The 22,603-nt window shown below is 72.1% G+C and carries 18 protein-coding genes; 9 read left to right on the forward strand and 9 right to left on the reverse strand.

Features of this window, described 5'->3' with window-relative positions; genetic code table 11:
* Nucleotides 1–7 precede the first annotated feature (7 nt).
* The 3 genes from HNP84_RS38615 to HNP84_RS38625 all read right to left on the reverse strand — a co-directional run bounded on the left by HNP84_RS38615 (nt 8) and on the right by HNP84_RS38625 (nt 2,263).
* Nucleotides 8–1,303 carry a rod shape-determining protein gene (locus tag HNP84_RS38615; protein WP_185054986.1) on the reverse strand — a complete coding sequence of 432 codons (1,296 nt, stop codon included), beginning with the start codon at nt 1,301–1,303 and terminating at the stop codon, nt 8–10.
* A 161-nt stretch (nt 1,304–1,464) separates the two neighbouring features.
* On the reverse strand, nt 1,465–1,929 hold the full coding sequence (locus HNP84_RS38620) for an SRPBCC domain-containing protein (protein ID WP_185054987.1): 465 nt from the start codon (nt 1,927–1,929) through the stop codon (nt 1,465–1,467).
* 1 nt (nt 1,930) lies between these two features.
* Nucleotides 1,931–2,263 carry an ArsR/SmtB family transcription factor gene (locus HNP84_RS38625; protein ID WP_185054988.1) on the reverse strand — a complete coding sequence of 111 codons (333 nt, stop codon included), beginning with the start codon at nt 2,261–2,263 and terminating at the stop codon, nt 1,931–1,933.
* A 156-nt stretch (nt 2,264–2,419) separates the two neighbouring features.
* Here HNP84_RS38625 and HNP84_RS38630 point away from each other — a divergent pair, with 156 nt between their 5' ends.
* Complete coding sequence (locus HNP84_RS38630) at nt 2,420–3,691, forward strand: serine hydrolase domain-containing protein (RefSeq protein WP_185054989.1); 1,272 nt, start codon at nt 2,420–2,422, stop codon at nt 3,689–3,691.
* A gap of 483 nt (nt 3,692–4,174) precedes the next feature.
* Here HNP84_RS38630 and HNP84_RS38635 read toward each other — a convergent pair whose 3' ends face one another.
* Nucleotides 4,175–4,816, reverse strand: coding sequence for a TetR/AcrR family transcriptional regulator C-terminal domain-containing protein (locus HNP84_RS38635; RefSeq protein WP_185054990.1), 642 nt, complete (start codon nt 4,814–4,816; stop codon nt 4,175–4,177).
* A 74-nt stretch (nt 4,817–4,890) separates the two neighbouring features.
* Between HNP84_RS38635 and HNP84_RS38640 the strand changes: the two genes are divergently transcribed.
* Nucleotides 4,891–6,318: an FAD-dependent monooxygenase gene (locus HNP84_RS38640; RefSeq protein ID WP_185054991.1), complete on the forward strand. Its 1,428-nt coding sequence runs from the start codon at nt 4,891–4,893 to the stop codon at nt 6,316–6,318.
* Nucleotides 6,319–6,479: 161 nt separating this feature from the next.
* Here HNP84_RS38640 and HNP84_RS38645 read toward each other — a convergent pair whose 3' ends face one another.
* Both HNP84_RS38645 and HNP84_RS38650 read right to left on the reverse strand, forming a co-directional pair.
* Nucleotides 6,480–9,305 carry an ATP-binding protein gene (locus HNP84_RS38645; protein ID WP_185054992.1) on the reverse strand — a complete coding sequence of 942 codons (2,826 nt, stop codon included), beginning with the start codon at nt 9,303–9,305 and terminating at the stop codon, nt 6,480–6,482.
* A gap of 19 nt (nt 9,306–9,324) precedes the next feature.
* Complete coding sequence (locus tag HNP84_RS38650) at nt 9,325–9,663, reverse strand: hydroxyisourate hydrolase (protein WP_185054993.1); 339 nt, start codon at nt 9,661–9,663, stop codon at nt 9,325–9,327.
* A gap of 226 nt (nt 9,664–9,889) precedes the next feature.
* Here HNP84_RS38650 and HNP84_RS38655 point away from each other — a divergent pair, with 226 nt between their 5' ends.
* Both HNP84_RS38655 and HNP84_RS38660 read left to right on the forward strand, forming a co-directional pair.
* Entirely contained in the window at nt 9,890–10,051 is a 162-nt protein-coding gene (locus tag HNP84_RS38655) for a hypothetical protein (RefSeq protein WP_185054994.1), read from the forward strand.
* Between the two features lie 312 nt (nt 10,052–10,363).
* Nucleotides 10,364–13,324 carry an AfsR/SARP family transcriptional regulator gene (locus tag HNP84_RS38660; protein ID WP_185054995.1) on the forward strand — a complete coding sequence of 987 codons (2,961 nt, stop codon included), beginning with the start codon at nt 10,364–10,366 and terminating at the stop codon, nt 13,322–13,324.
* Between the two features lie 74 nt (nt 13,325–13,398).
* On the opposite strand, the gene HNP84_RS38665 is transcribed toward HNP84_RS38660, so the two are convergent.
* On the reverse strand, nt 13,399–13,788 hold the full coding sequence (locus tag HNP84_RS38665) for a hypothetical protein (protein ID WP_185054996.1): 390 nt from the start codon (nt 13,786–13,788) through the stop codon (nt 13,399–13,401).
* Nucleotides 13,789–14,021: 233 nt separating this feature from the next.
* Between HNP84_RS38665 and HNP84_RS38670 the strand changes: the two genes are divergently transcribed.
* The 3 genes from HNP84_RS38670 to HNP84_RS38680 all read left to right on the forward strand — a co-directional run bounded on the left by HNP84_RS38670 (nt 14,022) and on the right by HNP84_RS38680 (nt 16,987).
* On the forward strand, nt 14,022–14,816 hold the full coding sequence (locus tag HNP84_RS38670; RefSeq protein WP_185054997.1) for a PhzF family protein: 795 nt from the start codon (nt 14,022–14,024) through the stop codon (nt 14,814–14,816).
* Nucleotides 14,817–15,087: 271 nt separating this feature from the next.
* Complete coding sequence (locus tag HNP84_RS38675; protein ID WP_185054998.1) at nt 15,088–16,569, forward strand: M81 family metallopeptidase; 1,482 nt, start codon at nt 15,088–15,090, stop codon at nt 16,567–16,569.
* A gap of 55 nt (nt 16,570–16,624) precedes the next feature.
* Entirely contained in the window at nt 16,625–16,987 is a 363-nt protein-coding gene (locus HNP84_RS38680) for a nucleotide pyrophosphohydrolase (RefSeq protein ID WP_185054999.1), read from the forward strand.
* Nucleotides 16,988–17,011: 24 nt separating this feature from the next.
* Here HNP84_RS38680 and HNP84_RS38685 read toward each other — a convergent pair whose 3' ends face one another.
* The gene (locus tag HNP84_RS38685) at nt 17,012–17,599 is read right to left on the reverse strand and encodes a nucleoside/nucleotide kinase family protein (RefSeq protein WP_246519220.1); all 588 of its coding nucleotides are present in this window, start codon (nt 17,597–17,599) and stop codon (nt 17,012–17,014) included.
* Between the two features lie 534 nt (nt 17,600–18,133).
* On the opposite strand from HNP84_RS38685, the gene HNP84_RS38690 reads away from it, so the two are divergent.
* Complete coding sequence (locus HNP84_RS38690) at nt 18,134–18,541, forward strand: STAS domain-containing protein (protein ID WP_185055001.1); 408 nt, start codon at nt 18,134–18,136, stop codon at nt 18,539–18,541.
* Between the two features lie 104 nt (nt 18,542–18,645).
* On the opposite strand, the gene HNP84_RS38695 is transcribed toward HNP84_RS38690, so the two are convergent.
* The gene (locus tag HNP84_RS38695; RefSeq protein ID WP_185055002.1) at nt 18,646–21,813 is read right to left on the reverse strand and encodes a glycosyl hydrolase 115 family protein; all 3,168 of its coding nucleotides are present in this window, start codon (nt 21,811–21,813) and stop codon (nt 18,646–18,648) included.
* Between the two features lie 277 nt (nt 21,814–22,090).
* Here HNP84_RS38695 and HNP84_RS38700 point away from each other — a divergent pair, with 277 nt between their 5' ends.
* Nucleotides 22,091–22,486 carry a protease inhibitor I42 family protein gene (locus tag HNP84_RS38700; RefSeq protein WP_185055003.1) on the forward strand — a complete coding sequence of 132 codons (396 nt, stop codon included), beginning with the start codon at nt 22,091–22,093 and terminating at the stop codon, nt 22,484–22,486.
* Nucleotides 22,487–22,603 lie beyond the last annotated feature (117 nt).

The raw sequence follows: 22,603 nt of genomic DNA on the forward strand, positions 1-22,603 counted from the left end.
CGCTCCGTCACCTGCGCCGATCCGGCAGGAAGACGTCCTGGTAGGCGCTGAACCTGTCCACGCACCTGCCCGCGCCCAGCGCGACCGAGTGCAGCGGCTTCTCCACCCGCCTGACCTGCATGCCGGTCGTCGCGGCCACCCGCTCCAGCATTCCCTTCAGCATGGCGCCGCCGCCGGTCAGCACGATCCCGTTGTCCAGCAGGTCGCCCGCCAGCTCGGCGGGGCACTGGTCCAGCGTCGTCTGAACGGCGTCCACGATCGTCTGCACCTGGTCGTCGATGGCCTTCTCCACCTCGCCCGGCGAGATCACCGCCGTCTTCGGCAGCCCCGTGACCAGATCCCGCCCCCGGATCGTGATCGGCGCCCCACCGGCCGCGAACCGCGCCCGCGCGTTCATCAGCCGGTCGATCGGCCGATCCCGCCGCACCGGCGCCCGGCTCGCGAGCTCCTGCGACTCCCCGTCGCCGAACGCGGGCCCGTACAGCGGCCCGAACACCCGAGCCGCGCTCCCCCGCTCCCCGTACCCCCACTCGCCCCCATCGGCCCGGCCGAACTCCGCCTCCGGCGGCCGGGCGACCTGCCGGGACACGGCTGACGCCTCGCCGTCCAGGTCGTCCTCCGGGGGCCGCTGCCCGTCCACGTCGGCCGCCACCGACCCCATGCTGATCTTCAGATGCTCCGCCGTACGCTCGCCGAGCAGCAGCCCGTGCTCCTTCTTCGCGTACGCGATGATGGCCTGGTCGATCTCGTCCCCGCCGACCCGGATCGACTGCGACACCACCACCCCGCCCATGGCGATGATCGCCACATCGGTCGTCCCGCCGCCGATGTCCACGATCATGTTCCCGACGGGCCCGTTCACCTTGAGTCCCGCCCCGATGGCCGCCGCCATCGGCTCCTCGATGATGTGCACGTGGCGCGCCCCGGCCTCGTACGCGGCCTCCCTGACCGCCCGCTGCTCGACCCCCGTCGTCCCGCTCGGCACCGCCACGACCACGCGCGGCTTGGCCAGGAACCGGGACGGATGCGCCATCTGCAGGAACTTGCGGAGCATCCTCTCCGCGACGTCGATGTCGGCGATGACCCCGTCCTTGAGCGGCCGGACGACCTCGATGTGCGACGGCGTGCGCCCCATCATCCTCTTGGCCTGCTTGCCGACCGCCACCAGCCGGTCGCTGTGCCGATTGATCGCGACCACCGAGGGCTCGTTCAGCACGATCCCCTTCCGGCGGACGTATACCAGGGTGTTAGCGGTACCAAGATCCACTGCCAGGTCACGGCCCAGCAGGCCCCAATATCCCATAACCCACGCAGCCTTCCACGAGGCCAGAGGCGCACCCGATCCAGTTGTCAACCACCGGCCCGACGTGTGCCCGTACGCCCCACCCCCAAACGCCTCACCACCGTTTCCCCAGCTAGGAGCAAAATCCCGAGCACCGCGCGATCCCCGTCGGCGCGGTCAGGTCACCCCGCCGCGACCACGGCGAGTTGTTCGGTGACCGAGCCCCAGCCCTCGGCGAAGCCGAGCTCCTCGTGGCGGGCGCGGGCGGCCGGATCGCCGTGGCGGACGACGACCCGGTAGTCCGTGCCGTCCGGGTGATCGCGCAGCGTGATCTCGGCTGTCATGGGCACCGGCGCGGGGTTCGCCGGGCGCCAGGCGCTGTCGATCGCGTTGGTGAACACGATCCGCTCAAGCTCGTCCACGACGAGGAAGCTGGCATCGACGTGCGGGACGAACTCCACCCCGTCCTCGCTCAGCCGCGTCACGAGTGCGCCGCCGGGCCGGACGTCCAGGCGATCGACCCGGCACACGGTGGGGGCCGGGAGCCACCACTTCTCGAATTCGGCCGGGTCGGTCCACGCGCTCCACACGGCGGCGCGGGGGGCGCGGATGATCCGTCCCAGGGTCAGGTCGAGATCGGGGTTCATGTCAGGTCTCCTCTGGATCGGTGACCAGGCGTTCGAGCCGGTCGGTGCGTTCCTCCCAGATCCGGCGCTGTTCCGCGAGCCAGTCCTCGACAAGGGAGAGACGGTCGCGGTTGAGCACGCAGGTGCGTACGCGTCCGGACTTGACCGTGCGGATCAGGCCGTTCGCCTCAAGCGTCCGCACGTGCTTCATGAAGGAGGGGAGGGTCATGGGGAACTCGCGGGCGAGATCGCCCACACTCGTCGGCCCTCGTCCGAGGCGCCGGATGACGCCGCGCCGGGTCGGGTCGGCGAGGGCGACGAACACACCGTCGAGCTCCGCCGAATACTGTGCCACACGGCTAACTATTGTCCACCGGAACACTTAGCGCAAGGGCAAAGTATCCGCGGCCCCGCCGCGGACGCGCGCGGCTTGATCAAAGCGCACCTGTCACGGCGGTCCCGTCGTTACCATCAGCACCACATTCGGACATGTCTACTGATCGGGGGCTGTGTGCTTAATCGGCGAGACGTCCTGAAGGCCGCGCTGGTCGCGCCGATCGGAATCGCGGTCGGGCGGCCGGCCCTGGCGTCCTCCGCGGAACCCTGGGAGGCCGTGGTCGCCAGGGGGAACGTGCCTTCCGCTCTGATCCCCTTCGACGTCGCGATGAAGAAGTTCATGTACGCCCGCGGGATCACCGCCGGACAGCTCGCCATCGCCCGGAAGGGCAAGCTGGTCTTCACCCGCGGCTACACGCTGTCCACGGCCGCGACGCCGGTTCCCGGGGTGGCGCCGACGAGCCTGTTCCGGATCGCGAGCCTCAGCAAGCACATCACCGCGACGGCGATCCTGCGCCTGGCCCAGGAGGGGAGGCTGAACCTCGGCACCCCGGTGACCAGCCTGCTCGACCTGAAGCCGATGGCGGGCAAGACGGCCGACGCGCGGCTGGCGAATGTGACCATGTGGCGGCTGATGCAGCACTCCGGCGGGTGGGACAAGGCGATCTCGGGAGACCCGACCTTCGCCGACCGGAAGATCGCCACCACGCTCGGCACCGATCTGCCGAGCAGCCACGCCGACATGATGACCTACATGACGAGCCTGCCGCTCGACTTCACGCCCGGCTCCAAGTACGTGTACTCCAACTACGGCTACATGCTGCTCGGCCGGGTGATCGAGGAGATCACGGGGATGAGCTACGGGTCGTACGTCACCAGCAAGCTGCTCACCCCGCTGGGGATCACCCGCATGTGGCTGGGCCGCACGCTGAAGGCCGACACGGCCCGCGAGGTGCCCTACGAGTCGAGGTACACCGCCACGACGGTGCTCGACGAGTCCGGCGCGACCGTCCCGTACCCCTACGGCGGGTTCAACATGGCCAACCTGGACGCCACCGGCGGCTGGGTGGCCACGGCCATGGACCTCGTCAGGTTCCAGCGCGTCTTCGACACGCCGTCGTCGGTGAACCTGCTGAGCTCCCTGTCGATCTCCCGGGCCTTCGCCAAGCCCGAGTGGGGCACCTTCTCCTCCGGGTCGTGGTACGGCGGAGGCTGGTACGTCCGTTCCGCGAACGGCGGGCTGAACACCTGGCACAACGGCAGCCTGCCCGGCACCTACACCTTCCTCGGCAGAAGGTACGACGGAATCACCTACGCCGCCTTCTTCAACCGCCGGGGCGAGAACGACGGCCTGCCCGACTTCGCCGACATCGACCCCATCCTGTACGACGTGGCCGACCAGATCACGACCTGGCCGTCGGTGGACTACAGCTCCATCTACTTCTGATCCCCCGCGGGTCCCGGGCCACGCGCATACCGCGTACCTCCTGGTACCTCCTGAACCCTCTCGTAACTAGAAGGGTGACGCCCTTGCCGGCCCGACCGGACCGGCAAGGGCGTCTTTCCCGCAGCCGCCACCATGGCGGCGGCCACCGAACCGATCCTGGACGTTCTCATCCACTTCCGCCGACTCCTGAGGCCCGCCACCGCCGCGAGCACCGGACGGTGTGCGGACTCATCCGGCCCACGCCCAGGGCCCCCATGGCCCGCCCGCCCCTCGGCGCGGGCGGCGTGCCCGCCCGCCCCTCGGCGCGGGCGGCGTGCCCGCCCGCCCCTCGGCGCGGGCGGCGTGCCCGCCCTGCTCACCCCCTCCCGGAGCCGGGATGCGGCTTCCATCGCGGGGCCGTGACGATTGCTCTTCGGTGATCGCTTGCCGGCACCGGTGATCGCCGTCGTCTTGCCCGCGCGTGGGCGCCGTCGAGCCGAATGATCACGGGACGGCCTTCTGGCGAACGGCCTCGATGCCCGCCAGCACGATGTGCAGGCCGTACTCGAAGTTGTCGTCGCTGTCGAGGGCGTAGAGCTCCTTCGTCACGCTTGCCGTCAGGGGATACCGGGTCTCGTCGATGGTCATCTTCTGCGCATACGGGTTGGGGCCTTCGTAATTCTCGCCCGTGCGCGCTTGTTGCTCGATCGTGAAGCCCACGACGTAGTGCAGGACGGCGGGGAACGCGCGGGCCGCCTCGGTGGTCGAGAAGCCGGCGTCGGTGAGCGTGCGCAGAACCAGTTCGAACGTGCGCCCGATGGACGGACCCGTCGAGTAGGACCCGGCGGCGACCCTGGCGCCGTCGCGGTAGCGAAGCATCGCGTCGCGCATTCTGCGGGCGAGGCCGGCGATCCATTGCTGCCAGGTCTCGTTGCGACCGGGGGCTTCGACGCCGTCGGACGCCTCGGCCACGATCAGCCCGGCCATCAGGTCGAGCAGCTCGTGCTTGTTCTTGACGTGCCAGTAGAGCGTGGGCGCCTGGACGTCCAGCTCCTTGGCGAGCATCCGCATGGTCAGGCCGTCGAGGCCGACCTCGTTCAGCAGCCGCAGGCCGGTCCGGGCGATCAGGTCGGGTGTGATGGGCACGGTTGACAATCTAGCACCGTTAGAGCTAAATCTAACGATGTTCGAGATTACTCTAATGTCGTTAGGGGACGATCATGGAGGACGTAGTCATCGCCGGCGGCGGCCCGACCGGCCTGATGCTGGCGTGCGAGCTGCGGCTCGCCGGGGTGGACGTACTGGTGATCGAAAAGCTGACCGAGCCCACGCGTGACTCGCGGGCGGGCGGGCTGCATCCGCGGTCGCTGGAAGTGCTCGATCAGCGGAGGATGCTCGACCCGTTCCTGGCCGAGGGGCGTCCGTTGCCGGGCACGCGCTTCGCCGGACTGCCGCTCGACCTGTCGGAGCTGCCGACCCGGTATCCGTTCCTGCTGGTGATCGTTCAGCGCCGGATCGAGCGGCTCATCGAGGCTCGCGCCCGGGAGCTGGGCGTCCGGATTCGCCGCGGGGTCGAGGTGACCGGCCTACGCGCGGGGCCGGGGTCGGCGGGTGCGGCGCCGCCGGCCGCGAAGGCGGCGTCGGCGGCCACGGCTGCGGCGTTGGCCGCCGCGGAGTCGGTCGTGGTCGAGACCACGGCCGGGCCCGTGGAGACGCGTTATCTGGTCGGTTGTGACGGTGGCCGCAGTGTGGTGCGCCGGCTGGCGGGCATCGACTTTCCGGGCACGCCGGCGACCACCACGTCGATCCTCGGGGACGTCGAACTCGCCGACCCGCCCGCGGAGCCGTTTCTGCTCCAGCGAACGCCACGGGGAAACTTCTCGGTGCTCGGCTTCGAGGAGGGGTGGCGGCGGGTGATCGTGGACGAGGCCGGGGCGACCGTTGCCGACTCGGCGGCCATCGGCTTCGACGATCTGCGGGCGATGCTCATCCGGGTGGCGGGCACCGATTTCGGGATGCACAGTCCACGGTGGATCTCGCGATTCACCGACCTCGCGCGGCAGGCGGCGTGTTATCGCGCCGGGCGTGTGCTGCTGGCCGGGGACGCCGCCCACATCCACTCGCCGGCCGGGGGTCAGGGGCTGAACACCGGGCTGCAGGACGCGTTCAATCTCGGCTGGAAGCTGGCGCTCGTCGTGCGAGGGCGTGCCGACGAGGAGTTGCTCGACACGTACCACGAAGAGCGGCACCCCGTGGGCGCCCGGGTGCTGTCGAACACGCGCGCGCAGAGCGCGTTGAGCGCACCCGGCGCGCATGTGGATGCGCTTCGCACGCACGTGGGCGACATGCTCGCGACGCCGGACGCGAACCGCAAGATCGCCATGATGATCACGGGGCTGGACATCTCCTACGGACTCGGACCGCGCGTACCCGACCGGGACCTGCCCGACGGGACGCGGCTGTTCGAGCACCTTCGCACGGGTCGCCCGATCTTGGCCGATGTCTCGGGCGAGCCTGTGGACAGCAGCCTTGTGAGCGAGCTCAAGGGATTCGGAGAACCGCTGCTGATCAGGCCCGACGGGCACCTGGCCTGGACAGGCTCGCTGGGCCGTGAAGCGTTGTCCGCGGCCCTGCGACCCTGGCGTTGACCGGCCCCGTTGTGGCGAGGGCGGCCCTGTAGCACGTGACCGTCTCCCGAGCTCCCGAGTTCCGCGGCCGGGTCCGGCAACGCGGAACGCGTCACCCGGTCCCGAAGGGGTGGGCGTCAGGCGGGCGATCAGAGGTAGGCGGCAACGGGTGGGCGTCTTGGTCACGGGTCGCCGGTGAGGAGGCTGGCGGGCAGCCCGGCTCTTCTTTTGATGTTGAGTTTGCGGTACGTCCTCGTCAGGTGGGCCTCCACCGTGCTGACGGTGACGTACAGGCGGTCGGCGATCTCGCGGTTGGTGTAGCCGATCGCGGCCAGGGCCGCCACGCGGCGTTCGGCCTCGCTCAGCAGGGCGTCGGCGCGGCTCGGGCCGGGTTCGAGGGGGCGGGGCGGGGGCGTGGCGAGGGTGCGGGTCAGGGGTTCGGCGGCGCACTCCTCGGCCAGGGCGCGGGCGCGGCGGGCGATCATGCCGGCGCGGCGCGACTCGCCCGCCTCCTGCAGGGCGGCGCTGAGGTCGGCGAGGACCCGGGCGAGCTCGTACCGGTCGCCGCCGCTGGACTGGAGCAGGTCGGCGGCCTGGCGCAGCGGGGCCGCGCGGTGCCTGGGCTCGCCGGCGGCGGCGCGCAGGCGCAGGGTCATGCCCTGGACCCGCGGGGCGCCGGAGCAGCGGGCGAGCTGGTCCTCGATGAGGCGGCGGGCCTGGCGGTGGCGGCCCATGCGCAGCAGGGTCTCGGCGGCGCCGGCCCGCCACGGGACGAGGCCGGGCACGTCCAGGCCCCAGCGTTCCATCAGCTCGCCGCACAGCTCGAAGTCGCGCAGGGCGAGCGCGAGGTGGCCGGTGGCCAGCTCGTACGCCGCCCGCGCGTGCAGGTAGTGCAGGCCGTAGCGGGTGTGGAACATGGCGTCGGGGACCGGCCGGTCGAGGTGGTCGCCGCCGACCTCGTAGCGGCCCATGGCGGTCGCGGCGAGGACCAGGGTGGCCAGCGGGGCGCCCACGGCCACGCCCCAGCTCGGGATGGGGATGATCTCCAAAGCGTGCGCGGCGTGGCGTTCGGCGGCGGGCAGGTCGCCGCGGCGCAGCGCGATCTCGGCGCGGATCGCGGCCAGCCTGGCGCGGCGGCCGGGCGCGTTCCTGGTGGCGGCGTCCTCGGCGAAGCGGTCGCACCACGGCTCGGCCCGCTCCGGGTGGCCGCCGTAGGTGAGGGCGAGCAGCGCGTTCTCGACGGTGTCCATCGACATCTCGTCCGGGCGGGAGCCGCGCAGGACGCGCTCGACGGCGCCGGCGACGTCGGCGCGGGGGCCGCGGGTGAGCACGGTGGCCAGCGCGGATGCGGCCTGGAGGCGACGGCTGAGCCCGACCGAGGGCATGGTGGCGCGCTGCTGCGCGGGACCGGGCCGGCGCAGGCAGGCCAGGAAGGCCGGGTGGGAGCAGCGCAGCCAGGGGCGTACGACGGCCAGCTCCGCCGCCGTCTCGCGGTCGTGCGGGTCGGCGCACTCGCCGAGGCGCTCCAGGACCTCGCGGGCCTCGTCGTGCCTGCCGTGCCACAGCAGCGCGCGGGCCAGCACGACCGCGTCGCCGCCGCGCAGGTGGCCGCGGTGCATGGCGTCGGTCAGCTCGGCGAAGTGGGTGACGGGCGCGCCCGGGTTGATCCGCCACTCGGCCTGCACCAGCACTGTGGTGATCTTGACGCGTTCCTGCTCGTCGGCGCAGGCGGCGCGGGCCAGCCTGAGGTACGCCACGGCGGCCTCGACCGCGCCCTCGCGCAGGCTCTGCCTGGCGGCGTCCTGGAGCACGGGCACCACCCAGGGGCGGCCGGGCCGGCGTACGTCGTGCGGGCCTGCGTTGCGCAGGTGCTCGGCGACGACCGTGGTGGGCGCGCCGGCGGCGTGGGCCAGCTCGGCGGCGCGACCGTACAGGAGGGTGCGCTCGGGCGGGGTCAGCTCGGCGAGCACCGCCGCCGTGGCCGCGGGATGCCGGAAGGCCCCGTCCTCGTCGAGCAGGCCGGCGTACGCGAGCGCGTGGATCGCGCGCCGGGCGTGCTCGGGCGGGATGCCGAGCAGCGCGGCGGCGCCGGCGGGCCCGTCGGGGACGCCCGGGGCGCCGGGGCCGCCGAGCACGGCCAGGGCGCGCGCGACGCGCAGCGTGCCGGGCTCGGCGCGATGCAGGCAGGACAGCACGGCCCGCCCGTAGCGGCCGGCGGCGACGGCCTCGTCCTGCCGCTCGCTGCCGGTGACGCGTACGGCGTCGCGGTGGTCGTCCAGCAGCGCCGCGGCGAGCAGCGGGTTGCCGCCGCTGAGGGTGTACCAGCGGAGGGCGAGCCTGGCGGCGGTCTCGGCGCCGACCTGGCGGGCGGCCAGTTCGCGCACGCCCTCGCGCGAGAGCGGGGTCAGCCGGACGCGGCGGCAGTGGGGCAGGCGCGGCAGCTCGGTCTCGAAGAAGGTCTCGGCGTGCGGGCCGTGGTCGGCGTGGGAGAAGACGGCGGCGATGCGCGCGAAGCGTACGCGCCGGGCGAGGTAGGCCAGGCAGAGCAGGGACGCGCGGTCGGCGTGGTGGACGTCGTCCACGGCGATGAGCAGGGGGTGGCGTTCGGACAGGTCGATGAGGGCGCCGCAGAGGGCGTGCACGAGGGCGGCGTCCATCTGGCCGAGCGTGGCGGTCTCGGGCGCGGCGGAGGCGACGGCGTGCGCGCCCTCGCCGAGCAGCGCGCGGGCGCGCTCGCGGTCGGCGGCGGGCAGCGGGGCGTCGTGCAGGAGCTGGCCGAGCACGCCGAAGGGCAGGTCGCGTTCCACCGGGGAGCCGAGGGCGGTGACGGGCAGGGCGCCCAGGCCGGCGGCCCGCTCGGCGAGCACGTGGAGCAGGGCGCTCTTGCCGGTGGCGACGGCGCCGCCGACGAGCGCGACGCGTCCGCGTCCGTCGCGGGCGTCGGCGAGCAGCCCGGCGAGCCGGGTCAGCGCCTCCTCTCGCTCCACGAGCCGCTCAACCAGGACCATGCGCCATCTCCCTTGATGCTCAGACGAGGGTTCCGAAATAGGTCGAGTACGAATGCGGGGACATCAGCACCTGGATCTGGCAGGTCTCGAAGTCATCATGCATCCGGAAAACAACGGAAATTTCGGAATATGCGGCGTTCACCCCGAATCCCACGTAGTACTGATCGCTGTCGAACACGATGCGGTAAAGCCCGCGCCCCAGCGCCCGGCCCTCCCAGTCGTCGATACGTCCCTCGGCGTCGGTCTCCGCATCGGCCAGGGACGCCCAGGACCCGTCCCTGGCCCATTCCAGGCGCGCCCTGAGCCCGGCCGCGGAACGGCCGTAAACGCTGTCCATCGCCTGCGCGGTGATAGTCATTTAAAAGGACCTCCGCCTACCCGTCCGGATGCGGACCCTGCCGGTTCCTCGCATTGATTGTCACCGGCGCCGCTATCGATCCGCCTTCGGTCGGTTATCAGACCCTCCGCGACCCCGCTGACCTGGTTCGATACCAGATCAGAAGCCAGCCGATAATAGCCGGATGGCGAGCCTCCATAGCGTTTCGCAAGCACGAGCCCCACGAACGAAACGAGAGGCCAGCGAAATGAACGAGCACGCCGCGTCCCGCGCCTTCCGTCTGATCGCGTCCGTCCTCATCGTCAGCACCACGCTCGGCGCGGGAGCCGTCTTCGCCGGCGCCGCCGCGGCCGGCGTCCTCGCCTCGGCCGCACCGGCCGCCATGTACGCCAACACACCGTGGGGCTGAGCGACGGCGCCGACCGCGCCCGCGACGCGGCCGGAGACGGGAACGTCTCCGGCCGCGTTTTCGCGTTCACGCTCCGGAATCGGCAATTTCACAGGAAGTTCGCTTCGGGTGTGGCCGGCCGTCCGCGAGGACAGGCATAGCTATATGCGCGCTTGCGTGGAACGTCGCCAAAGGGAGTTGTACGATCCGCGCATAGGCGACGGCATACGTATGGGGGTGGAGATCGGCCACACCCGCCGCCTCGCTACTCTCGGACCGTCGGAGGTCGGCCGATTCGAGCGCACACCGCTGTCGTCCCGCAAGGAGTTGTGGGTGGAGTTTCGCGTTCTGGGTCCGCTTGAGGTAGCCGTCGATTCGCGGCTGCTCGACCTCGGGGGCATACGCCAGCAGATCGCGCTGGCGACCCTGCTGCTCGACGCCAACCGCGTCGTGCCGGTCGGCCGCCTCGCCGAGGCCATCTACGACGAGGACCCGCCGACCACCGCCCGCGCCCAGGTCCAGATCTGCATCTCCGCGCTGCGCCGGATGTTCGGCGCGTACGGCGCCGGCGAGATCATCGCCACCCGCGCCCAGGGCTACACGCTGCGCGTGCCGCCCGAGCTGATCGACGCCCACCGGTACGAGGAGCTGGCCGCGCAGGCCAGGCGCGAGCGCGACCACGAGAACTACGACGCGGCCGTCAAGCACTACCGCGAGGCCCTGTCGCTGTGGCGGGGCGACCCGCTGAGCGGCATCGACAGCAGATTGGTGCAATCGGCGGCCTCACGGCTGGCCGAGCACCGGATCACCACCAACGAGGACTGCCTGCAGCTCGAACTCGACCTGGGCCGGCACCACGAGCTGGTGGGCGAGCTGAGCGAGCTGGTCGCAGCCCACCCGCTGCGCGAGCGGCTGCGCGCCCAGCTCATGATCGCGCTGTACCGGTCGGGCCGGCAGGCCGAGGCGCTCCAGGTCTACCGGCTGGCCCGCGAGACCATGATCGAGGAGCTGGGCATCGAGCCCAACGAGCAGCTCCAGCAGCTCGAACACGCGATCCTGACCTCCGACGAGAGCCTGAACCCGCCGCCCGCGCCGGTCCGGCTCACCGCCGAGCGGGCGCCCGCGGCGCCCACGCCCGTGCCGTCCATGCTGCCCACCGACATCGCCGACTTCACCGGCAGGGAGCGCGAGATCGAGGAGATCAGGCGGTGGCTGGCCGAGGCGGCGGGCGACCCCGACCGGCTGGCCGTGCCGGTGATCGTGGTGGTGGGCAAGCCGGGCATCGGCAAGACCACGATCGCGGTGCACGCGGCGCACACCGTCGCCGACCGCTACCCCGACGGACGCCTGTTCGCCGACCTGCACGGCGGCGCCCCCCGCCCGGTCAGCCCCATGCACGTGCTCGAACGCTTCCTGCGCGCGCTCGGCGTGCCCGGCGCCGCGGTGCCCGACGGCCTGGAGGAGCGGGCCGAGATGTACCGCTCGCTGCTGGCCGACCGCCGGATGCTGGTCGTGCTCGACGACGCCGGCAGCGAGAGCCAGGTGCTGCCGCTGCTGCCCGGCAACGCGCTGTCGGCGGTGCTGGTGACCAGCCGCAGCCGCCTGGCCGGGCTCGCCGGCCCGATGCACGTCGAGGTGGACGTGTTCGACTCGGCGCAGTCGGTGGAGCTGCTGTCGCGCATCGCCGGGGCCGACCGGGTGCGCTCCGACGAGGGGTCGGCGACCACGCTGGCCCAGCTCTGCGGGCAGCTCCCGCTGGCCCTGCGCATCGCGGGCGCCCGGCTGTCGGCCCGGCCCCACTGGAGCATCGAGCAGCTCGTCGGCCGTCTGGAGGACGAGACCCGCCGCCTCGACGAGCTCAAGCACGGCGACATGGGCATCCGGGCCAGCATCGCGATGACGTACGAGAGCGCGGGCGAGGAGGCCAGGCGGCTGTTCCGGCGCCTGGCGCTGCTCGACTCGCGTACGTTCTCGGGCTGGGTGGGCGCGGCCCTGCTCGACCTGCCCCCGGCCGAGGCGCAGGACCTGCTCGACGACCTCGCCGACGCCCAGCTCGTCGAGCCGACCGGCACCGGCCACGGCGTGCGCAGCCAGTACCGCTTCCACGACCTGATCCGCGTGTACGCCCGCGAGCGCCTGGCCGCCGAGGAGTCCGCCGCCGAGCGCAGCGCGGCGCTCGAACGCGTGCTCGGCACCCTGCTGCACCTCGCCGAGGAGGCCCACCGCCGGGAGTACGGCGGCGACTACGTGCGCGTCCACGGCCCCGCGCGCCGCCGCACCCTGCCGCCGGCGCTGGTGGACAAGCTGATCGAGGACCCCCTCGCCTGGTACGAGCGCGAGCGGCCCAACCTGGTCGCGGGCATCCGGCAGGCGGCCCAGGCGGGCTTCACCGAGCTGTGCTGGGACCTGGCGATCAGCGCGGTGACGCTGTTCGAGTCGCGCATCTACCTCGACGACTGGCGCGAGACCCACGAGATCGCGCTGCGCGCGACCCGGCAGGCCGGCGACCTGCGCGGCCAGGCGGCGATGCTGCACTCGATCGGCACGCTGTACATCACGGAGAAGCGGTTCGACGACGCCCGGCGCGACTTCGACGAGGCGCTGACCCTGTTCGGCAAAGTGGGCGACGACCAGGGCCGGGCGCTGGTGCTGCGCAACATCGCGTTCCTGGACCGGATGGGCGGCCGGTTCGAGGAGGCGGCGGAGCACTACGAGCGGGCGCTGGAGATCTTCCGGGCCACCGGCGACCACGTGGCGGCGGCGTACGTGCTGCACGGGCTGGCCCAGCTCCGCCTGGAGCTGGACGACCCCGAGGGCGCGGGGCGGCTGCTGGAGGAGGCGCTGCGGCTGAGCAGGCACGGCGGCAGCCGCCGGGTCGAGGCCCAGGTGCTGCACCGGATGGGCGAGATGCACCTCCAGGCGGGCGACTTCCCCCGGGCGGCCGAGGTGTTCCGCCGGACCCTGGAGGTGGTGCGCGGCGCCGGCGACCCGACCGGCGAGGCGTACGCGCTGCACGGGCTGGGCGTCGCCCGGCTGCGCCGCGGCGAGCTGGAGGCCGCGGAGTCGGCGCTGCAGGAGGCCCTGACCCTGGCCGGCTCGGTCGGCGAGCGGCTGGCCGAGGGACGCGCGCTGCTCGGCCTGGGCGAGCTCGCCCTGGCCCGCGCCCAGCCACGGCGCGCGACCGGGCACTGCGAGCGCGCGCTGGCCCTGTTCCGGGCGATGGGGGCCCAGGTGTACGAGGCCCGCGCCCTCCCCCTGCTCACCAGGGCGCGCGCGATGACGGCGGGCGAGTAGGCGCAGGCACCCGCGGGCTCAGGCGCGCGGCGGCATGACGAGGCTCAGGCCCGGGGCAGCATGCCCCGCCGGGCTCAGGCGTGCGGCAGCATGGCCGGGCCGGGCTCGGCCGACTCCAGGGTCATGCGCAGGGCGATGAGCTGGCGTTGCAGGCCGGCCACCTGGGCGGCCAGGCGCTCGAACTCGTGCGGGGCGGGGCAGCCGCAGGCGCAGGCGCAGGACCCGGCCACCGTGGGAGCCGGGGCGGCGGGCATGGCGGGCGACGGCCCGGGGTCGAGGTAGGGATCGAGGTCGCGGACCAGGGCGAGCAGGTCGGGATGCCGGTAGATGAAGGTGCGGTCCACGCAGGCCGCGCGGGCGATGCCGGCCACGGTGATCTCGCCGCCCTCCGCTGCGGCCCGCTCAAGGGCGGCGAGAACCCGTTCGCGACGCCGGGCCGAATCGGCCTGGCGCCCCTTCGTCATCCCTCGCACCCGTGCCGCGCGCGCCTCCGCGAGCGTCATGCCGGTCCACTCCCTGCAACGGTCACAGCGATCACTCCGCGAACTCGGGCGTACGAGGGTCGGGTCCATGCTCATGAGCACGACGCGCGGCGGCAACCCCACATCGTGGGGGCGAAACCCTAATCCGGCATGATGAATTGCGATCAGCGTGCCGGGCGGCGGCGGGCGCGGGTGCCATCGGTAGATTGCCTGGCATGCGCCTTTTCACCGTGGACTCTTTCACCGACCGGCCGTTCGCCGGGAACCCCGCGGGCGTGTGCCTGCTTGAGCGCCCCGCCTCCGAGTCCTGGATGCTGAGCGTGGCGCGCGAGATGCGCCACTCGGAGACGGCGTTCGTGCACGGCGACGGCGACGGGCCGCTGTCGCTGCGCTGGTTCACCCCGGCCGTCGAGGTCGCGCTGTGCGGGCACGCGACCCTGGCCACGGCCCACGTCCTGTACGCCCTCGGCGCGACGGGCCGGCTGGAGTTCGCCACCAAGAGCGGCGTGCTGACCGCCGAGCAGGGGCTGGGCGGCCTGGTCACGCTGGACTTCCCGGCCACGCCCGCCGAGCCGGCCGAGCCGCCGCCGGGCCTGGCCGAGGCGCTGGGCGTCAAGCCGGTGTGGGTGGGGCGCAGCGCGTTCGACCTGCTGGTGGAGGTGGACTCGGCCGACACCGTACGCGGGGTGTCGCCCGACTTCGCCCGTCTGCGGGAGGTGGACGCCCGCGGCGTGATCGTGACCGCCCTCTCCGGCGAGCCGCCCGCCGGCGCCTCCGCCGACTACGTCTCGCGCTTCTTCGGGCCGAGGGTCGGGGTGGACGAGGACCCGGTGACGGGCTCGGCGCACTGCGTGCTGGCGCCGTACTGGTCGGACAGGCTCGGACGCGCCGAACTGGTGGGCAGGCAGCTCTCGGAGCGCGGCGGCGTGGTGCGCACGACGCTGCGCGGCGACCGGGTGGGCCTGGCCGGGCACGCGGTCACGATCTGGTCGGGTGAGCTGCACGTCTGACCTCGGCCGCGCCACTCCGCGCATTAAGGGGATTTGCGAGGAAAGGGAGGATACGCGGCGGCCACAGCGCCGTCAACAGCACTTTTCCGGTTCTTTGCCATCATGGCGGTGAATTGTGTGGCGAAATGCTGTCGTGCACGTCGGAATTACGACTCCGGAGTGGGGTTGCGGCGTACGTGATGTGGGGGGCTTGGGGTTGTTCCAGCGGCATTGACCCGGCAATCATGGCCTTTCATCCGCTATATGCCAAGAAACGTTATGGAGGCGGGCGATGAAGGCGGCCGTCGGCGGAATCGTGCACGAATCCAGCACATTCGCCACCCAGGTGATCGGGACCGTGACGGCGGGCGACTTCACCGTTCTCACCGGGCCCGCCATGGTCGCCGAGTTCGCCGGCACGAACACCGGTGTGGGCGGTTACCTCGACGCCTGCGCCGAGGAGGGCGTCGCGGTCGTGCCCGCGCTGCACGCGCGGGCCGAGCCCGGCGGAGCGGTGGAGCCCGCGGCGTACCGGGAACTGGAGGAGCGCTTCCTCGCCGAGCTGGACACCGGATGCGAGCTGGTCCTGCTCGACCTGGACGGCGCCGGCGTGGTCGCCCCCGACCTGTCGCTGGAAGTGCTGCTGGTCCGCGCCGTACGCGCCGCCGTCAGGCCCGGCACCGCCATCGCGGTCACCATGGACCTGCACGGCAACATCCCGGCCGAGCTGACCGAGCTGGCCGATGTGACCGTCGGCTACCACGACTACCCGCACACCGACATGGCGGCGCGGGCCAGGACGGCGGCCCGGATCGCCGTCGCCGCCGCCCGCGGCCGGGTGCGCCCCCGCACCCGCAGGCTGCGCGTGCCGATGGCGCTGCCCCCGTCCCCCACCGACGGCGGCCCGGCGCTGGAGCTGCGTCACCTGGTCAAATCGGCCGAGCAGGAGCCGGGCGTGCTCGCCTGCACGGTCTTCCACGGCTTCCCGTACGCCGACACCCCGCAGGCCGCCACCACCGTCGTCACCGTGACCGACGAGGCCGTCCGGCTCGGCGACGCCGTCAACGACCAGATCGCCGCCTGGCTGTGGCGGCACCGGGCCCGGTTCCTGGTCGGCACGCTCTCCCCCGAGCACGCCGTGGAGCAGGCCGCCGACGGCTACTCCCTGGTGGTGGCCGACGCGTCCGACGACCCGGGCGGCGGGGGCAGCGGCGACGGCACGTACCTGCTGCGGGCGATCAGGAACCGGGGCATCCGCGCCTGCTTCGCCACCCTGTACGACCCCGCCGCCGTGGCGCGCGCGACCGAGGCGGGCGTCGGCGCGGTGGCGGACTTCGAGCTCGGCGGGCGGCACGGCAAGACCAGCGGCGAGCCCCTGCGCGTACGCGCCAAGGTCCGCGCGATCACCGACGGCCGGGTCAGCCACGCCGACGTACGCCGCGGCCGGTACGCCGACTTCGGCCGCAGCGTACGCCTGAGCGCGGACGGCCTGGAGCTGATCGTGGCGTCCAGGCGGCTGCCCGTACTCGACCCCGAGATCTTCCTGCTGCACGGGGTGCTCCCCGAGCGCTTCCCCCTGGTAGGAGTGAAGGCGGCCCACCACTTCAAGTCCGGCTTCGCCCACCTCGGCGCCCGCCTGGTCACCGCCGACGCCCCCGGCCTCACCAGCAGGCGCATCGCCGAACTCCCCCGAACCGGCCCCAGCGCCGCCCTGTGGCCGATGAACCGCACCGCCGTCTTCCACCGCCCCTCCGCCACCCACCGTCCCGAGTAGGGAGCCGGCGTAGCGAGCCCCGAAGGCGACCCACCGGCCCGAGTAAGGTGCTGGTGTGGCGAGTGACGGCGAGCTGGAGCGGCTGGCGGAGCGCCTGCGGCGGTTCGCCGCGGCACGCGAGTGGGAGAGGTTCCACACCCCCAAGAACCTGGCGATGGCCCTGTCGGGCGAGGTAGGCGAGCTGGTGGCCGAGTTCCAGTGGCTCACTCCCGCCGAGTCGGCCGACCCCGACCCCGAGACACGCCGCCGCATCCGGGCCGAGCTGGGCGATGTCACCAACTACCTGGTCCGGCTCGCCGACCTGCTCGGCGTGGACCTCATCGAGGCCGCCCACGCCAAGCTCGACGAGAACGAGCGCCGCTACGACCCGGCCCTCTACCGAGGCTCCGCCCGCAAAGCGCCCCCAATCACCCCATAACCCACCAGAGGCCGCCGCAGCGGATCAGACCTCGGTGACGATCGCCGGATGCCGCGGGTCCTCGGCCCGGACCACCACGTCGGCGGCCCGCACCGGATCGACCTCCCGCTCGTAGCGGGCGTACGCGGGCAGGGTCCACCGCTCCTCCTCCGGCGTACGCCGCCCGAGCGCCGCCGGCGACAACCACAGGTGCACCACCAGCTCGTACGGCAGCCCGCGCCCGAGCAGCAGCGGCCCGTCCAGGAGCAGCACCCCGCCCGGCCCCAGCGTCACGTACGGCAGCCGCGTGGCCCGGTCGGCCGCGCTGTCCCACAACGCGGGCAGCACCTTGCCCGTGCCCCCGGGCTCCAGCGGCCCCAGCACCTCGCGCATCAGCCCGCCCGCGTCGAGCCAGTCGGAGTAGAAGGCGTCGGGATCGGTCCTGCCGAACTCGAACCGCAGCGACGCCGGACGCAGGTAACCGGCCGCCGACACCCGCACCACCTCCCGCCCCCGCACCCGCAACGGATCGACCAGCGCATCGGCCAGCTCCCCCGGCCGCGCCGCCGGCGCCCCGTCCACCAGGACGCGCACCCACGCCTCCCGCGGCCGCTCCGCGATACGATCGGCCAACTCCTCAACCAAAGCGCCGAAAGTGACCGGACGTGCCCGCATAGCGGGATTTTATGGCTGTGTTTATGGCCCGTGCTCCGCACGGGCGGGCTTGGGCGCTCTTCAGGGTCGTGTCTTCCCTCGTCGCTCCGGTCGCTTCGCTCCCTGCGCTCCTCCTCCAGACACGACCCGCGCCCAAGCCACCACAACCCCGTTACCGCACCCTTCCGCGAAACCCGCCCACCCACGCAGGGTGACCCCATCACCCCACCCTCCCCCGAAACCCGCCCACCCGCGCAGGACAACCCCATCACCCCACCCTCCCCCGAAACCCGCCCACCCGCGCAGGACAACCCCATCACCCCACCCTCCCCTGAAACCCGCCCACCCGGGCAGGACAACCCATCACCGCACCCTTCCGCCACCCGCCCACCTGGGGCGGGTGCCCGGCCGGGCTGGTCACCGTGGGGTGCGGGGTGTCCACATCGCGTGCCCGCGCCGGGCATGCATCCGTCCCGATGGGGAAGGGGGGTGAGCAAAGAGGGAGGTGAGCTGATGAGCACGGACCCGGACGCCCGCGCGTACTTCGCGGTCGAGCTCGGCCTGCACGGCGCGTGCGTGGTGGCTCATCTGGCGGGGGAACTCGACTGCACCACGGCCGACGAGCTCAGATCCGCGGCGCGGAGCGCCTGGGACGACCTCGAACCGGCCTCCATGGTGCTCGACCTCGGCGAGGTGACCTTCGTCGATTCCTCTGGGATCGGTGTGCTGGTGCACATCATGAAGACCTGCGATCAGCGTGGGATCGCACTTTATCTGTCCGGTGTGGGGTCCTTTGTCCGCCGCCTGCTGCGGATCACCGGGCTGGAGGGCCACTTCACCATCTGTGATTCGGTCGAGGACGCGCTGATCCGGGCCGAGAGCGCGCGTCCCGTCGTGCCGGAGCAGCGCGCGCACCAGTGACGCCGGCGCGAGCGGGGAGACCCCGGCCGTCGCGGGGCCTCCCCTTCTCGTGCTCCTCCCCTTCTCGTGCTCCTCCCCTTCTCGTGTGCCTCCTCGTGGGCGCCTCAGCGGGCGCGCAGGCTCTCCGGCGGGCCCAGGTAGCTGGGCAGCAGGCCGCCGGTGTCCACGATCAGCCGCTGCACCACCACCGTGGGATCGACCATCCAGAACTTCAGCGTGTGCGCGCCCGGCGCGGCGACCGTGTGCGTGGTCGTGACCACGGTGGCGTTGTCGGAGGTGTTGCGCGCCCAGCGCATGTTCATGCTGGTGTCGTCCGATCCGGTCACCGCCGTCACGTTCACCACCTGCGGGGTCTCGCCGTCGATCGAGACGGCGTACTTCAGGCCGTCCGTCGGCAGCACGTTGTTGCGCGGCGACAGCACCGCCGAGACCTTGACCTGGCCGGAGCCGAACAGCGTCATGGCGTACTCAAGGCGCGGGCTGCCGCCTCCCGGGGTCTGCCGGGGCGCGGTGACCGGCACCGGCGTGACGCCGTCGCCGGTCTTGCCGGCGTCCGGGATGACCTGCCACTTCACGCCGTTGCCGGCCACGGCCCCGGTGTAGTTGGACGCCTCCATCGCCACGTAGCCGCCGGCCTCGACGAAGCCCTTCAGCGCCGAGCGCGGCACCGCCGGGTTGCGCACCACGGCCTTGACCGTGACGGTGCGGCCCGCGCCGGTGACCGTGATCGGGACCTCGGTGACGCCCTTCGGCGCCCTGGCCCAGTCCACGCGCACCTGGGCGCGCACCTGGTCGTCCACCGTGCCCGCCTTCGGCGTCACGCTCACCCACGGCACCGAGGGCGTGATCGTGTACGGGAACGCGGTCGCGCCCCGGTTGAACACCTCGATGTACTGGGCGGGCGCGGTCTGGTACGGGCTGAACTCGGGCAGCACCGCCGGGGTGCCGGCCTCCGGCCACCACTTGTCGGAGCCGTCGATCGCCACGCCCATCTCGGCCGCGGCGGGCACCTCGATCCGCTTCAGGTGCGGGTAGAACGCGTCGGGCAGCGCCACGTGGTTCGGGGTCTGCGGCTGCTGCCAGGGCGCGTCGGGGCCGTACCTCTCCTTGTCGCCGTAGCCGATCTTCGGCTGGGTCTGGAAGCCGCGCCACTTCCCGCCGGCCAGGGTCTCGTTGTAGTACGCCGACATCGCCTGGTCCTCGTCGAACCTGGCCTGCGCGCGATCCGCCATGTCGTTGGTGGCGGCGCGGCCCTGCTCGGCGTACAGGATGTTGGTGAACTGCGCGTGGCGCAGCGCGTACAGGTTGGCCGTGGCCTTCACCTGGTAGTAGACGAGCTGGTAGTACGCGTCGTCGTACGCCTTGGGCAGGCTCTTGCGGATCTTCTCCGCCTTGGCCGCCAGGGCCTGCCACTCGGCGGTGACCCGGTCCATCTCCCGGTAGGAGTTGAGGTAGAACGGGCTCGCCTCGTCGTTGTAGACCACGGCCCTCTCGTCGGTGGCCAGGTCGCGGCTCGGGTCGAGGGTGATACGGCGGTTGAGCAGTTCGGGCTTGCGGCGCGACTGCAGGAAGCCGTACTCGCTCAGCACCTCGGCGATCTCCCCGGCGCGCTCGGGGCCGAAGTTCTGCGCCGCGTACATGCGCTCCCACTCGCCGAGCTTGTGCAGCGGCCAGCGGTCGGGGTCCCAGGCGTAGTCGAGGAAGAACTGCAGCGGCATCTCCTCGTTCTTCATGTCGCCGACGTTGACCACCCAGAGCCGGTCCACGCCGTACTTGTAGGTCAGGTTGAGCTGCTCCCAGGTGCTGGCGAGGTTGATCGTGTCGACCCACTTGTAGTTGCGGCCGACGCCGACGTAGTCGAAGTGGTAGTACATGCCGTAGCCGCCGGCGCGCTTGGGCAGCGACTGGTCGGGCAGCTTGCGCATGTTGCCCCAGTTGTCGTCGCAGAAGACCACGGTCACGTCGTCCGGCGGGCGCAGGCCCTTGTCCCAGTAGCGCTGCACCTCCTTGTAGAGGGTCTGCACCTGCGGGATCGACTCCAGGGGCTCGCCGCTCTCCTCGGCCAGGATCTCGCGCTGGGCGGCGAGGATGCTCTCCATCAGCTCGATGCCGTCGCCGTCGGGCAGGCTCACATCGCCGTTGCCGCGCATGCCGAGGGTGACCACGCCCTCGAAGCCCTGCTCCTTCATCCGGCGGATGCCGTCGGCCCAGTACTTCTTGATCGCCTCGCCGTTGCGGCGGAAGCTCCATTCGCCGGTGCCGCCGTACGGGTCTTTGCCGGGCACCGTGATGTCGCCGTTCGCGTCGCGCTGGGCGGGGGTGGCGTGCCGGTTCCACTCCTCGATGCCGCGCATCATCGGGGCCTCGTGCGAGGTGCCCATGACGACGCCGTACTCACTGGCGATCCTGTGGTTGTCCGGGTCGTCCTCGGCGAAGGCCCGGCCCCACACGGCCGGCCACAGGTAGTTGGCCTTCAGCCGGAGCATGACCTCGAACACCTTGGCGTAGAACGCGCCGTTGAAGCCGCCGGGGTAGCCGGGGGCCTTGCCGGGGCCGAAGTACTCCGGCGCCCAGGTGCCGAGCGCGGGGTTCTCGTCGTTGATGAAGAAGCCGCGGTACTTCACCTTCGGCGTGCCCTGGGTGTGCCGGCCGGGCAGGACGTACAGGGCGTCCTGGTGCTTGACGGGCACGTCGTCCCACCAGTACCAGGGCGAGACGCCCATCTCCTTGGAGACGTCGTAGGCGCCGAAGATGGTGCCGCGCTGGTCGCTGCCCGCGATCACGAACGCGCGACGCACGCCGGGCAGCGGGTTGTGCACGACCTGCTCCAGCGAGGTCTCCCACTTGCCGGCGATGCCCCGCACGTCCAGCTTGCCGCCGGCCACCATGCGGTCGATGAGCGGGCTCTTGCCGATGGTGCCCACGATCACCAGGTCGTCGCGGGGCGCGACGGCGGCGGCGTCGGCCTTGATCACCTCGGGCTTGACGCCGGTGACCCGCTCGACGTCGGCCTGCAGATCGGACACCACCCGGACCACGCCCTTGTGGTCGGCGGTGCTGACCACGATCGGCGCGGCCTGGCCGCGGGCCACGAGCGGGAACCGCCCGGGGCCGTTCGTGTTGGAGACGTACGTGCCGGGCCCCGCGCCGTGCGTGGCGCCGGCGGCGGAGGCGGGAGGGGCGACGACGGCCACGGCCGCCGCCACGGTGAGGGCGAGCAATAACGTCAATGGTCGTCTGCGCGCGATCGAGCCGATCACGGACCTTCTCATGTCGCGATCTCCAGGAGCGAGGACGAGGGGGTTTTGGGGCCTACCGATTCCCAAAAACTTTCGACTTGACAGCGAAACTTTCGGAGTGCAACAAATTAACCCGGATGCTAACTAGGCGGCAGCATCAGGTCAACAACCCCGGCGACCCCTCGCGACGCCGGACGGCCCGCGGAGCACGGCGCCGGCGGAGGGGTGAAAGTTTCACCTCGCGCGACCTGGCCCGTCAGGCACACCGCCACGGCGGAAGGCGGGGCCGGCCCCCGATACGCTGATCGATGTGCCTCGCCTCGTCCCAGCAGCCGCCTCGCTGACCCTCGCGCTCGCCCTCGCCTCGGGCTGCGCGAACGGCGGCGCCGTGTCGCATTACGGAAAGGTGGTGCAGGGCGAGCGCGACACCACGGTGAACGTGCGGGTCACCCCGGGCGACCGCTTCTCCCTGGCCGTGCCCGACACCACGGCGGCAGGCGAGGACTGGACGCTGATCACGCCCCCCGACCCCAAGGTCAGCTCCTACATCAGCGAGGAGCACGTCGAGGAGCCCTCCGGCACCCCCGGCTCCACCTATTTCGTCCTGAACGCCAAGAAGCCCGGCACCACCGACGTGGTCGTGTCGCCCTGTCCCTCGTGTCCCCCGGCGACGTTCCACATCACGGTGTCCGATCAGCAGTCATGATCGGTGTCATGATCGGTGTCATGATCGGTGTCATGACCCGCGGTCGCGATCGACTCGTAATCGACCGGCCCGTGATCGGCGGTCATGACCGCCCGCGCGGACACGGGCGGTCCCGGA

This window comes from Thermocatellispora tengchongensis (assembly GCF_014202315.1).
GTDB lineage: Bacteria > Actinomycetota > Actinomycetes > Streptosporangiales > Streptosporangiaceae > Thermocatellispora > Thermocatellispora tengchongensis.